The organism is Streptosporangium lutulentum (assembly GCF_030811455.1).
Lineage (GTDB): Bacteria > Actinomycetota > Actinomycetes > Streptosporangiales > Streptosporangiaceae > Streptosporangium > Streptosporangium lutulentum.
The window spans coordinates 573,818-589,243 of the sequence record NZ_JAUSQU010000001.1; the positions used below are offsets into that span (position 1 = coordinate 573,818).

Here is a 15,426-nt window from a genome sequence, read left to right on the forward strand (position 1 = left end):
CGCCCATTTGGTGTCCATGGCGTACCGCGGGGCAGCCCTAGCAAGGACGTCGCGGGAAGCCCCGGCAGGGACGAGCCGACCATTGACCACCTGAGGAAAGGGCCCGCGCGGCGGGTGAACTCTCCACCCAGGGATACCGGGAAACGGGGGAAGGCGATGTCGTCGAGCAGCAACGAACGGTCGAAGGGGACGCGCCGGGGCTTCGCGGAGAACCCTGACGGAAGCTATGTCACCCAGGGGGGCGGCCTGGATGTCCTGGACAACCCGCTCCTGAACAAGGGCACGGCGTTCAGCGCGGAGGAGCGGGCGGAACTGGGTCTGGACGGGCTGATCCCGTCGGGGATCGAGACGCTTGAGGAGCAGGCCCGTCGCACGTACACGCAGTATCTGGCGCAACCGACCGACCTGCTCAAGAACGTCTACCTGCTGGCGCTGCAGGACCGCAACGAGGTGCTCTTCTACCGGCTCCTGGCCGATCATCTGCGGGAGATGCTGCCGATCGTGTACGACCCGACGGTCGCGCAGGCGATCAGGGGCTACAGCCACGAGTACCGCCGGCCACGGGGCGTCTACCTGTCGATCGACGACATCGGCGGCATCGAGCAGGCCTTCCGGAACTTCGGCATCGGGCCCGACGACGTCGACCTGATCGTCGCCTCCGACGCCGAGGAGATCCTGGGCATCGGCGACTGGGGAGTGGGCGGCGGCGCGGGCATCGCCGCCGGCAAGCTGGCCGTCTACACCGCCGCCGCCGGAATCGACCCCGCCCGGGTCGTCCCCGTCGCGCTGGACGTCGGCACCGACAACGAGCAACTTCTCAACGACCCCCTCTACGTCGGCAACAGGCACTCACGGGTGCGGGGACGGCGCTACGACGACTTCATCGAGGCCTACGTCTCGGTGGCCACCCGGCTGTTCCCCAACGCGATGCTGCACTGGGAGGACTTCGGTCCCTCCAACGCCCGGCGCATCCTGGAGAAGTACACCGGCCGGATCTCCACCTTCAACGACGACATGCAGGGCACCGGCGCGATCGTGCTCGCCGCCATGCTGGGCGCCGTCCGCGTCTCCGGCACGCCGATGCGCGACCAGCGGATCGTCGTCTTCGGCTCCGGTACGGCGGGCATCGGGGTCGCCGACCAGATACGCGACGCGATGGTCCGTGACGGCCTGGACCTCGAGACGGCCACGCGCCGGATCTGGGCGGTCGACAAGCAGGGCCTGCTGATCGATGACATGTCCGATCTGCGGGACTTCCAGGTCCCCTACGCCCGGCCGGCCTCCGAGGTCGGCGACTGGAGAGGGGAGGGGGACAACATCCAACTCGGCGAGGTCGTCGAACGCGTCAAGCCGACCATGCTGCTCGGCACCTCCACCGTGCACGGCGCCTTCACCGAGAAGATCGTGCGCGCCATGGCCGCCGGTGCCGACAGGCCGATCATCTTCCCGATCTCCAACCCGACCGGGCGGATCGAGGCGATGCCGGCCGACCTGATCCGCTGGACCGACGGCCGCGCCCTGATCGCCACCGGCATCCCGGCCGACCCCGTCACCCACGACGGCGTCACCTACGTCATCGGCCAGGCCAACAACGCCCTGCTGTATCCGGGGCTGGGGCTGGGCGTGGTCGTGTCGCGGGCGCGCCGGGTCAGCAAGGGCATGCTCCAGGCCGCCGCCGAGGCGGTCGGCGGGCTGGTGGACGTCTCGACGCCGGGCGCGTCACTGCTGCCCCAGGTGGACAACCTCAGGGAGATCTCGGCCACGGTCGCGGTCGCCGTCGCCAAGCAGGCGGCCGGGGAGAACCTGGCGCGCGTCGACCTGTACGACCCCGTCCAGCAGGTCCAGGACGCCATGTGGCAGCCGGAGTACCGGCCGGTCCGTGCGGCCTGACATGGCCGCCCACCAGGGACAGAAGGCCGCGCCCAGGATCCTGGATCTGCCGATCGGGCTGAAGGCCTCCGGCACGCGCACCGAGAGCGACTCCCTCGGCGAAATCCAGGTGCCGGCCGACCACTACTGGGGCGCGCAGACCCAGCGGTCGCTGATCCACTTCAACATCGGCGACGACCGCATGCCGAAGGCCGTCTACCACGCCTACGGTTTCATCAAGAAGGCCGCGGCGAACGTCAACGGACAGGCCGGCCGCCTTCCCCGGTGGAAGGCCGACCTGATCAGCCGGGTCGCCGACGAGGTCATCAGCGGTGATCTGAACACCGAGTTCCCGCTGTACGTCTGGCAGACCGGCTCCGGCACGCAGTCGAACATGAACGTCAACGAGGTGATCTCCAACCGGGCGATCCAGCTGGTCGGCGGCCGGCTCGGCAGCAAGGAGCCCATCCACCCCAACGACCACGTGAACATGGGGCAGTCGTCCAACGACACGTTCGTCACCGCCATGCACATCGCCGCGGTGCGGGCGATCGACAGCCGGCTGTTGCCCGCGCTGGCGCGGCTGCGGGACGCCGCCGCGGCCAAGAGCCGTGAGTGGGAGCACGTGGTCAAGATCGGCCGTACCCATCTGGAGGACGCCACCCCGCTGACGGTCGGCCAGGAATGGTCGGGCTACGTCGCCCAGCTCCAGGACGCCGCCGACCACCTTGAGCACACCCTCACCGGGCTGCACCGGCTGGCGATCGGCGGTACGGCGGTCGGCACCGAGCTGAACGCGCCGCAGGGGTTCGGGGACGAGGTCGCCGCGCGGATCGCCGATCTCACCGGGTATCCCTTCGTCACCGCACCCAACAAGTTCGCCGCCCAGGCCTCGTGCGACGCGCTGGTCCGCGTCTCCTCGGCGCTGCGGACCCTGGCGGTGTCGCTGTTCAAGTTCGCCAACGACATGCGCTGGCTCGGATCGGGGCCCCGTACGGGCCTGCACGAACTGATCCTGCCGTCCAACGAGCCGGGTTCCTCGATCATGCCGGGCAAGGTCAACCCGACCCAGGCGGAGGCGATGCTGATGGTCGCCATCCAGGTGATCGGCGACGACAGCGCGGTCTCGATGGCCGGCGCGGAGGGCAACTTCGAGCTCAACGCCTTCCGCCCGGTCATCATCAACAACGTCCTGCACTCGGCGCGGATCCTGGCGGACATGATGGACCACTTCCGCACCTACCTCGTCGAGGGCGTCCGGCTCAACACCGCGAAGCTGCGGGACAACATCGACCGGTCCGTCATGATGGTGACCGCGCTCAGCCCCGTCATCGGCTACGACAAGGCCGCGTCGATCGCCCACCGGGCGATCGACGAGGACCTCACGCTCAAGGAGGCCGCCCTCAGGTCAGGTGTCAGCCAGGACCTGTACGACAGGGTCGTCGACCCCGAACGCCTCACCCGGCCCGGCGTGGCCATCTCCGGAGATGGCGCGCACCCCTGAGGTTTCCGGAGGCGGCGAGCCGCGAGGGCCCAGAGGTGATTTCGACATTTCATGATTTTTTCGCTGTTCGGTCAGTAGGTTGTCCGCGATGCCTTCCTCGACGCAGACCTACGCCTATCTCCGTTCATCCGCCGTGCGCGAATCGGCCGCCGGGCGCACCCTCGCGCTGGAGACCTCCGGCGGTGCCACACCCGCTGGTGCGGCGGCCAATCCGCGGTTCTTCAGCGGTTTCCTGACCGAGCCGGTCCCGTCGGCGGTCGCCTTGCTGGCGGTCGCCGACGTGGCGGCCACCCGTTACTACATGCCTCGCGCGTCGTACTCCCTGGACCCGGTGGTGACCGCCAACGGCGACCGGTTGCGGTTCGAGTCGTTCTCCGGGTGTTGCGGTGTCTACGCGCGCCTCGACGTGCTGGCGCCCGGTCTCGACGGGGACGAGGTCGGTCACGGCACCACCAACGTCGACGTCAACCTGCCGCTGCGCAGAGCGCTGGCCCGGCTCGGTGGGATGGATCCCCTGCACCTGGTGGTCGGGCCGGAGGCCTTGGAGGTGAAGACGTTCGACGGCCGGTTCGTGGAGAAGAAGGTTCCGCTGCCGGAGCGCTGGGTCCGCGGGTTCGCCGAGGCGCAGGTGCTGGCGGCGGGGTTCGAGCTGCGCGCCGAGGTGCCCGCGGCGGAGGCGGCCGCGGTGCTGCGGGCACTGCCGAAGTCCTCCGGCGCTCGGGCGACGCACTGGGTGGTGCCCGCGGGGCGGACCCTACGTCCGGTGAGCCGGCCCGCGCCGGGCGCGATCTGCCTGCCCGGCCCGGAGCGGCTTCTCACCCTGCGGCAGGTGTTGCGGCACGCGTCAGCCTTGCGGGTGTACGCGCCGATCGCGGCGGGACAGGACGCGGCGGCCGTCGCGTGGGAGATGGCGTTGCCGGGGATGCGGTTGACGCTGATGCTCTCGCAGGACGCGTCGCGAGGGTTCTCCGGTGAGGGCGGCGTGCTGAACGACCTGGCCACCGGATCGGCGGCGGACGACGCGGAGCTGGTCTCGGTACTGCTGGCATGGGAACCGAGGGTCGACGTGGCCGAGCTGGCCAGGCAGGCCGATCTGCCGCCCGAGCGGGTCCGGGCGGCGTTGACGGTGCTGGGGACCGGCGGGCAGATCGGCTACGACCTCGCGGAGGAGGCGTACTTCCACCGGAGCCTGCCGTACTCGGCGGGGCGCGTGGAGGCGTACAACCCCAGGCTGAAAGGAGCGCGGGCGCTGGTCGGGGAGGGCTCGGTCCGGCTCGACGGCGCGCTGGCGTCGGTCGGGGAGGGTGACCACGCCCAGGTGGTGCGGACGGACGAGGAGGGGCGGTTGAGCTGCACCTGCCTGTGGTGGGCGAAGTACCGGGGAGGGCGAGGACCGTGCAAGCACGCGCTCGCGGTGCGCATGGTCCGGGACGCGATGGCGGAGGAGGCACGATGAGCCTGATCGAACTCGTGGAGGCCGGGGACGTCGCGGGTGTGGTCGGCGAGCTGGGCAGGCTGACCCCGGCCCAGCGCAAGGAGAACGACGTCGCCCTGGCCGCCCGCCGCGCGGTGATGAACACCGAGCGGGACAGGTATTCCGCAACCGAGATGAACGCTCAGCTGGCCGCCGAGCTGGGGTGCCAGGACAGCGCCGCGGCCGCGGCCGACTGGCTCTGCGTGATCGAGAATCGCCGTGCGGTGGGAGGACCGAGCGAGGACGGCGCCTGGATGGTGGACGTCATCGACTCTCGTCCCATCGAGTGGCGCGCCGAACTGGCCGGGCTGCTCGGCGAGCGGGTGCAGACCGGGTGGACCTCCGTGTTCGCGTTCCTCGAACACCTCGTGCACGACACGGGGTGCCCGGTGCCGACCTCCGACGCCTTCCTCGGCTCCTGGCTGGGCGACCGCGGGATCGGCCACCAGGAGCGTCCCGCCCATCTGAAAGGCGGGGTGCGGGGTGCCGACCTCCGGGAGCGGCTGCTCGAAGACCCGTGGACCGCGCGGCTCCTGCCCCTGGCGGTGGCGCGGCCGGGAGTGGACCTGCCGCTGCAGAACCTGGCCGAGATCAGCCTCGCCGAGCCTGGGCTGATCGATCGCGACGTGCTGGCGGGCCGGTGCTACGCACTGCTTTCCGACAAGGCGCCGTGGGGCTCGATCCAGCTGAAGGCCATGGAACTCACCCCGGCCGAGCACGCGAAGGTCTCCGGACCCCGGGTCGAACTCCTCGACCGCTGCCTCGAACGCCTCCTCCAGGACGGTACGCGGATGGCAGTGGGGCCGTGGCTGTACCTCCTGCGCGTCATGGCGCCCGCGCCCGCCGAACACGCGGCCGTGGCCGGGGACTACCTGGCGCTGCTGGACGGATCACCGCCGGTGGCCGAGTACGCCCAGGAGATTCTCGCCGGGCTGGACGAGATCGGGCTGGTCGAGCGGGAACTGGTGGGAGAAGCCGGCGAGCGGGTCTTGCTCCGGCCGGAGAAGAAGCTGGTCCGCGCCCAGTTGTCGTGGCTCGACCGGGCCGCGAAGCGGGATCCGGCCCGCGCGGGTCAGGTCGTGATGGCCGTGGCCACGGCATTCGACCACCGCGACGCCGCGTTGCGGGAGCGCGCCCTCGCCGTGGTCGGCCGTCATCTCAAGGCGGCGGGGGAATCGGTGCTGCCGGAGCTGCGGGCGGCGGCGGAGCGGCTCGGCCCGGCGCTGTCCGCGCGGGCGGCCGAGCTGCTCGGCATGCCGTCGGACGGCGCCGCCGAACCGCTCGCCGACGTGCTGCCGGTCGTTCCCGAGCCGCGCCCGGTGCCGGGTCCCCTCGCGACGGTGGCCGAGGTCGCCGAGGAGGTCGCGGCGGTCGTCGCGGGCGACCAGGACGTGGTGGCGTTCGAGCGGGCACTGGACGGCCTGGTGCGGCACGCCCACCTGGACCGGGCCGCACTGGCCACCGCGCTGAAACCGGTGTCGCGCGAGGAGCCCCGGTGGCGGTTCGACTGCGCGCCCGAACACCTGTACGCGGTGGCCCGTGCGGTGGCGGACCCTGAGCCGTACGAGTACCTCCACCGCCGCCGTGGCACCGGCCAGTTCTCCCTGACCGGGGAGCTGCTCGCGGCGCGACTGGTGGAGGCGGGCGAACTGGTGGCATCCGGCACCCAGCCATTCCTGCTGGCCGTGCCGACCCTCTCCACCGGCGCACTGGACGCGGCCGTGCTGGTGGAACGCCTCGCGGCCTTCGAAGGGCTCGGCGTCACCCCTGGCCCGGTCGACCTGGCACAGGCGTTGCTGCGCGTCACCCCGACAGCGGATCGGCAGGTGCTCTCGTCGGCCGAGAACCTCGGTTCCGAAGCCGGGAGGCGGACGGCGGCCTGGCTCCGCGCGGGCGGTCTGCCGCACCAGGACTCGGAGCCACCGGACTGGGATACCGCGCGAAAGCGGTGGCGGTCACCGGCCCGCCCAGGGCTGACCCTCGATCCTCCGATGCCGAAGGAGGTGGCCAAACTGCTCGGGCCCTACGAGAGGCGCAAGCACTACGTCGTGGATCCGCCCCAGGCGTACTGGTTCGCGCAGCTTCCGCACCATCGCGACGTAGTCGCGGCCCGCGACTACTTCGAGAGCTGTCAGAACGACCGGGGATGGACGGCGGCGCTGCCGTTCATGGCGGAGTCCGGCGGCCCCGCGGGATTCGCGGTGCACATGGCGTTGGCCGAGAGCACGGGGACCAGCCGTCCGGCGGACCGGGGGCCCGCGGTGGACGCGATGCTGGTGCTCGCCGCACGCGGCCAGCTCGACGCCGCCCTGCTCGGACGCCAGATCGCCGCGCTGGTCTGCGAAGGAGGGGTCCTGGCCAACCGGCTGGTCGAGACCCTGCGCATCATGGCCGACACCGGCGCGTACGGCACCGTGTGGTCCGTGCTCGAAGGCGCTCTGCCGGGTCTGCTGGGCGACAAGCCGGTCCGGGGTGCGGCGGAGCTGCTCGCGCTCGCCGTGGAGTGCGCGTCACGCTGCGGCGCCTCGGGTGAGGTCGCAGAGGTCACGGCGGTGGCCCGGCGCACCGGATCCAGCCTGGTCGTGAAGAACGCCAGGGCATTGCGGGAGGTGTTGCTGCGCGCCGGTCACGCTGCCCGGTAGCGCGTCCTGAATCGCACACGGTGGCCTACCGGCCGACGATCCAGGAGCCGAGAATCTCCCCGGCGCTCCCCGCGGGAAGGAAGGAGGAGAGGTTTCCGGCGAGCGGCCGGGCGGCGAGCAGTCGCGCGATGTCGGGTTCGGACACGCCCGCCTCGGCCAGGCAGTACGCGGCCTGGTCCGCCGGCAGCGTGTTGAACCAGCGGAGCCCGGCGTCGCGCCGGGCGGACGGCTCGACCGTGCCGACGAGCCGGATCCGCGAGATGCCCCCGTCGGGGAACGCGTCGATCCGTACGGCCGTCACCGCGGCACTGGGTTCGCGCAGCGTGAACAGGTGCCTGGTGTCGGGCTGGAGCCGGGTACGGGGCAGCAGCGGCGACCAGAGCGGGGAACCGGCCCCGGGTGGCGACGCGGCATTGTCGGAGGAGCTCGGGAAATCATGGGAGCCGGGGACGTTCGGGGTGCCGGGGGCGTCAGTGGCACGGCCGTACAGTTCGACCTCCGCCGAGGCGTTGTACTTGAAGTGGCTCGTGTCGATCTCCACCTGGCGCAGCCGGCCCGTCGCGGCGAGCCTGATCACCGCGAAGTCGTGTCCGGAGTCACGGCGGCGGCTCGTCTCCCAGCCCTCTCCCATGGTGCGCGCCCGGTCGGGGCGGTTGAGCAGTTCGGCGGAGGTGTAGAAGCCGTTGCTGCTGTCCACGACCAGGCCGCCCTGTTCCTGGCCGGCCAGGTCGAAGGTGACGCCGTCCCAGCGCCGGGGATCGGGCACCACCTCGCCGCGGACCCGTAGTCTGGCCACCCCTCCGTCCGGGTGGATCGACAGCCTGACGTGGGTGAACCGGCGGGGGTCCGACACCGCGAACAGGTTGTGGCCGTCGCCCTTCAACGGGCTCCGCGGCACGATCTCGATCCATCCCTCGTCCGTGCCGGCGAGCTCGTCCGCCCCCGGGTAGCCCTCCGTCCCACGGGCTTCGATCCGGCAGGCCGGCGGGTAGTTGCCGGTGAAGAAGCTGGTGTCCACGTCGATCTCGGTGATCACTCCGGGTGCGCCGAGCCGGACGATCGTCCAGTCGTGGCCGGGTTCACCGCGTCGCCGCCGGGTCTCCCAGCCGTCGACGATCTCCCCGCGGTGGTCGTAGCGGCCCGGGACGAAGTCCGCGGCGGCCGGAACCAGCAGGTTCTCCTTCAACCCGAACGACTCGTCACTGGCGGCCATCACGCTGCCGCCGAGCCAGCGGGACGCCAGATCGACGCGGACCGTGCCGGTCGCCGGGGGCGGGGGCGTTCCGGTGTCGGCGGTCGTCGTGGGTTCGGGTGTTCCGGTGTTCGCGACGTTGGTGGGTTCGGTCGCTCCGGCGATCACGGCCGGCGTGGGTTCGGGCGTTTCGCTGTTCGCGACGTTGGTGGGCTCGGGCGTTCCGGTGTTCATCGGACCTCCGTGCCGAGGTACGCCGACAGCGGCCACGCGGCGATCGTCTTCGGTTCGGGGGACGCGTACGTACAGACCTTGCTGGTCCGCAGGCCGAGGCCGACCACCGCCTCGGCCAGGCGCACGCCGGCGGCGACGCCGTCGACGACCGGAACCCCCAGCCGGGCGGTTATCGCCTCGTCCAGCCCGGCCATGCCACCGCAGCCCAGGCAGATCACCTCGGCGTGGTCGAGCCGTACCGCGCGCTCGGCCTCGGCGACGATCGCCTCCATCGCCGCGGCCGGGTCGCGATCGACGTCCAGGGTGGACAACCCGCAGGAGCGGACGGAGGCGCACCGGTCGGCCAGGCCGGCGAGCCGCAGCCGGTCCTCGATGGCCCCGACGGAGCGCTGCAGGGTGGTCACCACCGAGTAGCTGCGGCCGATCAGCTGCGCGACGTGTGCCGAGCACTCCGCGATGTCCAGCACCGGGACGTCGACGATCTCCTGCACGCCCTCCCGCCCGTGCTCGCCGAACCCGGCCATCACCACCGCGTCGTACGGCTCGCCGATCGTCAGGACACGGTCCATCACCGCCACCGCCGAGAGGTAGCTCTCCATCGCGCAGTCGATCGCCTCCGCGCCGTAGCCCGGCTGGACGGCGAGGATCTCGGTGCCGGGCGAGGCGGCGCGCCGCGCGGTCTCCGCGATGGTGGCGGTCATGGACCGTGAGGTGTTGGGATTGACGACCAGGATTCTCATGAGGCGTCCTCCAGGCGGTTCGCCGTGCGGGTCGGTAGTCGGCCTGCGGGGTGGGCCGGGTCGATGTCGCGGCCGCGCAGCCAGGTGCGGCGGACCACCCCGTAGAGGTGCCGGCCGGCGTACGGGGTGACCGGCTGGCGGTGGTGCAGTTCCTCCGGGCGCACGGTGAAGCCCTCGTCGGGGGCGAGGACGCACAGGTCGGCGTCGTACCCCGGGGCGATCCGGCCCTTGGCGGCCAGCCCCGCGAGGCGCGCCGGACGCTCGCTCATCCACCGGACGACGTCGGTCAGGGGGATCCCGCGGCGGCGGGCCTCGGTCCACACGATCGGCAGCGCGAGCTGGAGCGAGGAGATGCCGCCCCAGGCCGCGCCGAAGTCGCCGGTGTCACGGTGCTTGAGCTCCGCCGCGCAGGGCGAGTGGTCCGAGACGACCAGGTCGAGCACGCCGCCGGACAGCCCGGACCAGAGCAGCTCCCGGTTGGCAGCGTCCCGGATCGGCGGGCAGCACGCGAACTCCGTCGCACCGTCGGGGATCTCCCCGGCGGTCAGCGACAGGTAGTGCGGGCAGGTCTCGGCGGTGATTCGCACGCCGTCGCGGCGGGCGGCCGCGATCGGTGGCAGCGCGCCGGCACCGGACAGGTGCACGATATGGGCCCGGGCCCCGGTCACGCGGGCGGCCTCGATCACCGCGGCGACGGCGGCCTCCTCCACCCGTGCCGGTCGCGAGTCCAGGAAATCCGCGTAGCGGCGCCCCCGCGGCGCCGGGCAGTCCGCGAGTTCGGCGTCGCTCTCGGCGTGGACGAGCAGGACGCCGTCGAACCGGCGCAGGGCCCGCATCGCCGTCACGAGCCCGGCCGGTGAGAGCGGGGGGAGGTCCGGCGCCCCGGAGTCGGCCAGGAAGCACTTGAAACCCAGCACTCCCGCCCGGTGCAGCGCCTCCAGCTCTCCGGTGTTGCCGGGGGTCACCCCGGCCCAGAAGCCCACGTCGACGTGGCACCGCCCGGTGGCCGCCGCCCGCTTGACCTCCAGCGCCGCCACGTCGACCGTGGCCGGGACGCTGTCCACCGGCATGTCGACGAGCGTGGTGATCCCGCCCGCGGCGGCGGCGCGGGTCGCGGTGTCGAACCCCTCCCAGTCGGTGTGGCCCGGTTCGCCGATGTGCACGTGCGAGTCGACCAGGCCGGGCAGCAGCACCACGTCCGGGCCGAGCTCGATCACCTGAGCGGCGGCTCCCGCCGGGGCCCGGGAGGGGAGGACCTCGACGGCGACGATCCGCCCGTCCCGCACGGACACGGTGGCCGGTACCTCGCCGTGATCGGTGACCGCCCGGGAGGCCCGGATCACCAGGTCCGGCGGCCGGCTCCGCACTGCCGCCCCGGGCGGGGCCGCCGGAGTGCCGGAAGGCGGGCTCATGTCAGCCCCGGGGCGCCGGGACGACGGCCGGGCCGCCGGCCAGAACCCGTTCCAGAAGGAGCACGGCCTCGCCGGTGTCCTCGGCCACGGGGGCCAGCCGCAGGTCGTCGGCGCCGATGACCAGTTCGGCCGCGAACGCCTCCCGCAGCCGGCGCCATCGCGGGCCGAGCAGCACCAGCCGGGCGGCGCCGGGCTCGGTCTGCAGGGCGGACCAGACCACGGCCGCCTCGCCGAGCGTGCCCACCCCGCCGGCCAGCGCCACCACCGCGTCGGCGGTGAGCAGGTGGCGCAATCGCTGCGCGTAGTCGTCGGCCCAGCGCAGCTCGGTGCACCACGGGCTCGGAGTGAGCTCGGCCCACCCCCGCATCGGCAGCCCGATCACCGTCGCGCCCGCCTCCCCGGCGCCTCGCGCGGCGGCGCCCATCAGCCCGCCGTACCCGCCGGTCATCACCCGCCAGCCCCGGCCGCCGAGGGCCGAGCCGAGGGCGAGGGCCTCCCGCCAGGCCGGGTCGGGCTCCTCCAGCCGCGCCGATCCGATGACCGCCACGAGGGGCGGCCCCGGCGGCGTCTCATCCGGCGACGAGCTGGTATCCACGGAGCCCCTTCCTGGTGGAGAGGGTGATCAGCGCGCCGCGCAGCACGCCCTCCGAGTACTCGCTGCCGGGATTGATGGAACGGGAACGGCCGATGCCGGCCTCGCCGCGGGATTCGTGGATGTGCCCGTGCAGGCCCAGAAGCGGCTGGTAGGTGGCCATCGCGTCGCGTACGGCCTGCGATCCGACCCCGGTGATCACAGGGCTGCCGGACTTCAGCACCGGCCGGAACTCCGCGTCCAGGGCCATGGCCTGGTCGATCGGGGTGTCCTTGGGCGGCACGTGCAGGTTGAAGATCGCCTTGGACGGGTCGGGGACCTTGACGGCCTCGCGGTTGATGCGCTCGGCCAGCTGGTCCTCCGGCAGTTCCCTGGGGGAGTCCCAGGGGGTCGGGTTGGAGTAGCCGACCGAGATCATCGTGAAGCCGCCGGGCAGCTCCACGAGCTGTCCTTCCGGGTTGATCAGCATGTCGGAGGAGCCGAGCACGTCGTCGACGAAGAGCGGGTCGTCGTTTCCCGGCGCGAGCAGGCACATGATCCCGGTGCCCGCCAGCCGCTCCTCGGCGAGCGACATCCACGCCGACAGCGTCTCGTGCATGTATTTGCGGAAGGTCTCCTGGACCAGCTCGGGGCGGTCGCGGAACTCGGCGATCTGGTCGGGGGTGGTGTCGTAGGCGTAGAAGCCCGCGTCGGCGATCAGCTTCCGCAGGGCGGGCAGCTCCTCGGCCCCGACCTCCCGGTCCCGGCCGAACAGGTGCGACCGGTATCTCCCGCCGGTGCCCTCGACGATCGGCACCAGCATCTTGCCGGTGATGTCCCCACCCATGATCAGCACGTCGGCGCCGTAGAACTTGCCGGCGTTGACGAACTTGCGGAAGCAGCGGTCCGAACCGTGGATGTCCGTGGCAAAAAAGAGCTTGACCTCACGACTGCGCATCGATCGGCCCTCCAATCTCATCGGGGAGGTCGTACCAGGCCATGCGGCGGCCCACCGTGTTGCGGGCCCGCCACTTCAGCGACTTGGGGGCCGCGGCGAGCACGTCGCCGATCCCGCGCGCCCGGCCGGTGACGGTCTCGGCCTCGGCGGGGTCGAGCAGCTCGGCGGCGAGGGCGGGAAGCCGGGCGAGGTTGTCGGTGAAGGTGGTGTACCAGCCCCAGTCGGCGCTCGTGATCCTGACCAGCCGGTCGGTGCTGACGTGGTCGTTCTCCGCGGGCACGTCCGGGGCCCCGACCTCGTGGGTCAGCAGGATCGTCAGCGCGTCGGTGAGATCTTTGCGGTTGACCTCCACCACCTGCAGTTTGGTGAGCAGGAGGTCGGCGGGCGCGAGCGTCGCCGGATGCAGGGAGAGCCGGTCGGCGAGATCCATGCTGTGGCACATCTGGAAGCCGCCCACGAACACGTCCAGCTTGCGGTCGTTGGGCTCGTCGGTGAAGAGCATCCGCCGGTCGCCGCGCATGTTGTTGAACCGGACGTTGGGCACGTAGCCGAGCGCCGTCATGGCCGCCCGGAACGCCTTGCCCTCCTTGGGATGGATCACCACGTCGATGTCGCCGTAGTCGCGGCGCAGCGCGGCCGGCACGTCGCGGTGCCGGTGCCGGGCGACGGCGAGGCCGCCGATGAGGCGTACGGCCAGGTGGAGCTCGGCGAACGCGGCGGTGAGCCGGGTCGCCTCGGCCTCGATGTCGGCCAGTGGAACGGCAGTGGTCATGCCGGCTCTCCAATCACGATGCGGTGGATCGTGTCGTAGTGCTCGGTCTTCGCCGCCTCGCTGGGGAAGTTGTAGCTCTTCTTGCCCAGCACCTCGGCGAGGTGGAAACCGATCAGGCTCAGCGGCAGCGCCGCGAGCAGGGGCGAGAACTCCTCGGGCACGCGGGCGGCCAGCGGCAGGTGCAGCGCGGGCAGCTCCGGGGCGACGTCGCTGATGACGATCGGGTGGGCCCCGATGAAGTCCAGCTCGCTGAGGATCTCCCCGGCCCGGTCGGCGCTGGCCCCGGAGGGGGCCACCAGGACCACCGGCGTGCCGGCCGAGCTGACGAAATACTCCTCGTGCGCCCACTCCTCGATGTTGGTGCTCACCCCGACCACCTGCGGGCCCTCGAACAGTTTGGCCGCCCCGAACTTCGCGGAGGACTCGTTGGGCCCCGCCCCGAGGAAGGTGATCCAGCCGTGCCCGGCCAGCGACCGCGCCGCCTTGTCCGCCGGTCCGGCGTTGTCCGCCAGGGTCCGCTCGGCCAGTTCCGGTACGGCCCGCAGCGCGGCGCGCGCGGCGCGGACGCCGCGGCCCCGGGCCTCCGCCCAGCGCAGCGCGAGGTCGTCCAGGGTGGCGACCATGCTGAGATAGGTGCTGGTGCCGGGGGAGAAGCCCAGGGTCGGCACGTCGATCGGCAGCACGAGCTCGGCCGCCTCGGCCAGCGCGCCGCCCCGGTTGTTGGTCAGCGCGACGGTCAGGTGCCCGAACCGGCGCGCCTGCATCGCCGCCTCGGTGGTGCGGCCGACCTTGCCGGAGAACGACACGCACACCACCGCGCTCCGCTCCGGCAGGTAACGCACCTGGTAGCGGGCGAAGTCGAGGGCGTGCACGGCGCTCGCGGAGATCCCGGTGTGCCGCTGGAAAGCCAGCGCCGTGGCCAGGCCGGCGAAGTAGGAGTCGCCGCAGCCGACCATGAAGAGGTGTTCGACGCCGCGGCCGGTCAGGATCCGGGCGATCCGCTGCACCTGTCCGTCCGGGTCGGCCAGGTGCCGGGCGATCACGTCCGGGATCATGGCGATCTCCCGGCGCATGACGTCGATGTCGTACGGCGTCGCGGACGGCTCGCCGATGCGCGCGGCACCGGCCGTCAGGTCCGCGAACCGCTGCCGGGCGGTCTCCGGGTCGAGCCGGGCCAGGGCCAGCGAGCCGAACTCCTCCACCGCCCACGCCGCGGTCGCCGCGCCGCGCCGAACGGCCTCGGGCAGCGACAGGCCCGCGCCCAGGGCGGCGGCCATCGCCCCGCAGAAGGTGTCGCCGGCGCCGGTGGTGTCGACCGCGTCCGCCGGGTAGGCGCCGACGCGCTCGACCTCGGGCAGACCCTCGGCGTCGATCAGGGCGCCCTCGGCTCCCAGCTTCACCACCACGGCGCGGACGCCCCGCCGCCGCAGCTCCGCCGCGGCCCGGACCGGGTCGTCGTAGCCGGCCAGAGCGGCCAGCTCCTCCCTGCTGGGGACGAACACGTCGGTCCGCGTCGCCAGCTCCACGACGGCGTCGGGGTCGGCCCAGTCCTCGTGGGTGTCCAGCGTGATCAGCGCGCCCGGGGCGTGCGCCCTGATGTGCTCGACGAGCTCGGCCGCCGCGGGCAGCGGCATGGCCGCGACGTGCACCACCGGGGCCGGGTCGCCGAGCAGCAGGCTCTCCGGGATGTCGCCGGGCCGTACCGCCACCTGCTTGGAACGTTCCGAAGGGGTGCGGTAGAGCCAGTGTCTCCGCCCGTCCTCCTCGTAGACCACCCAGTTGCGGACCGTGGGACCGTCGACGGTCCGCACCCCGGAGGTGTCCACCTCCAGGCGGCCGAGGGTGTCCATGATCGCGGGTGGGAGATCGTCGCCACGCCTGGCGACGATCCCCGTCTCCGGATTCCACAGCCGCGCCGCGAGCACCGCGTAGACCGCGTTGCCGCCGGGGCTGGCCATCCGCACCGTACCGTCGGACCGGACGATGTCGTCGATGGTGAGGTTGCCGATGACCAGCACTCGCCGAGTGCCCGCCGTACCGGTCGGATGCATCTGAGAA

11 protein-coding genes are annotated in these 15,426 nt (G+C 72.2%); 4 read left to right on the forward strand and 7 right to left on the reverse strand.

All coding sequences use genetic code 11. From position 1 onward, the window contains the following. Positions 1–156: 156 nt before the first annotated feature. The 4 genes from J2853_RS02455 to J2853_RS02470 all read left to right on the forward strand — a co-directional run bounded on the left by J2853_RS02455 (position 157) and on the right by J2853_RS02470 (position 7,489). Positions 157–1,890 (forward strand): NAD-dependent malic enzyme, encoded by a 1,734-nt coding sequence (locus J2853_RS02455; RefSeq protein WP_307554486.1) that lies wholly within the window; start codon positions 157–159, stop codon positions 1,888–1,890. Beyond that, positions 1,880–3,373, forward strand: coding sequence for a class II fumarate hydratase (gene fumC / locus J2853_RS02460; RefSeq protein ID WP_307554489.1), 1,494 nt, complete (start codon positions 1,880–1,882; stop codon positions 3,371–3,373). The genes J2853_RS02455 and fumC overlap by 11 nt, the downstream gene beginning before the upstream one ends. 88 nt (positions 3,374–3,461) lie before the next feature. Further along, a complete protein-coding gene (locus J2853_RS02465; RefSeq protein ID WP_307554491.1) occupies positions 3,462–4,829 on the forward strand; it encodes an SWIM zinc finger family protein in 1,368 nt (455 codons plus the stop codon). Beyond that, positions 4,826–7,489: a DUF6493 family protein gene (locus J2853_RS02470; RefSeq protein WP_307554493.1), complete on the forward strand. Its 2,664-nt coding sequence runs from the start codon at positions 4,826–4,828 to the stop codon at positions 7,487–7,489. Before J2853_RS02465 ends, J2853_RS02470 begins: the two co-directional genes overlap by 4 nt. Positions 7,490–7,514: 25 nt before the next feature. Here J2853_RS02470 and alc read toward each other — a convergent pair whose 3' ends face one another. The 7 genes from alc to J2853_RS02505 are packed head-to-tail and all read right to left on the reverse strand — an operon-like array spanning position 7,515 to position 15,419. Further along, on the reverse strand, positions 7,515–8,915 hold the full coding sequence (gene alc, locus J2853_RS02475; RefSeq protein WP_307554495.1) for an allantoicase: 1,401 nt from the start codon (positions 8,913–8,915) through the stop codon (positions 7,515–7,517). Beyond that, positions 8,912–9,655 (reverse strand): aspartate/glutamate racemase family protein, encoded by a 744-nt coding sequence (locus J2853_RS02480; RefSeq protein ID WP_307554498.1) that lies wholly within the window; start codon positions 9,653–9,655, stop codon positions 8,912–8,914. Before J2853_RS02480 ends, alc begins: the two co-directional genes overlap by 4 nt. Beyond that, positions 9,652–11,067 (reverse strand): allantoinase AllB, encoded by a 1,416-nt coding sequence (gene allB, locus J2853_RS02485; RefSeq protein ID WP_307554499.1) that lies wholly within the window; start codon positions 11,065–11,067, stop codon positions 9,652–9,654. Before allB ends, J2853_RS02480 begins: the two co-directional genes overlap by 4 nt. Position 11,068: 1 nt before the next feature. Beyond that, positions 11,069–11,662 (reverse strand): SLOG cluster 4 domain-containing protein, encoded by a 594-nt coding sequence (locus J2853_RS02490; protein ID WP_307554501.1) that lies wholly within the window; start codon positions 11,660–11,662, stop codon positions 11,069–11,071. Then, positions 11,637–12,596, reverse strand: a complete 960-nt coding sequence (locus J2853_RS02495) for a metallophosphoesterase family protein (RefSeq protein WP_307554503.1) — start codon at positions 12,594–12,596, stop codon at positions 11,637–11,639. The genes J2853_RS02490 and J2853_RS02495 overlap by 26 nt, the downstream gene beginning before the upstream one ends. Continuing rightward, the gene (locus J2853_RS02500; protein ID WP_307554505.1) at positions 12,583–13,368 is read right to left on the reverse strand and encodes a nucleotidyltransferase family protein; all 786 of its coding nucleotides are present in this window, start codon (positions 13,366–13,368) and stop codon (positions 12,583–12,585) included. Before J2853_RS02500 ends, J2853_RS02495 begins: the two co-directional genes overlap by 14 nt. Next, the gene (locus J2853_RS02505; protein WP_307554507.1) at positions 13,365–15,419 is read right to left on the reverse strand and encodes a PfkB family carbohydrate kinase; all 2,055 of its coding nucleotides are present in this window, start codon (positions 15,417–15,419) and stop codon (positions 13,365–13,367) included. The genes J2853_RS02500 and J2853_RS02505 overlap by 4 nt, the downstream gene beginning before the upstream one ends. Between the last annotated feature and the right edge of the window lie 7 nt (positions 15,420–15,426).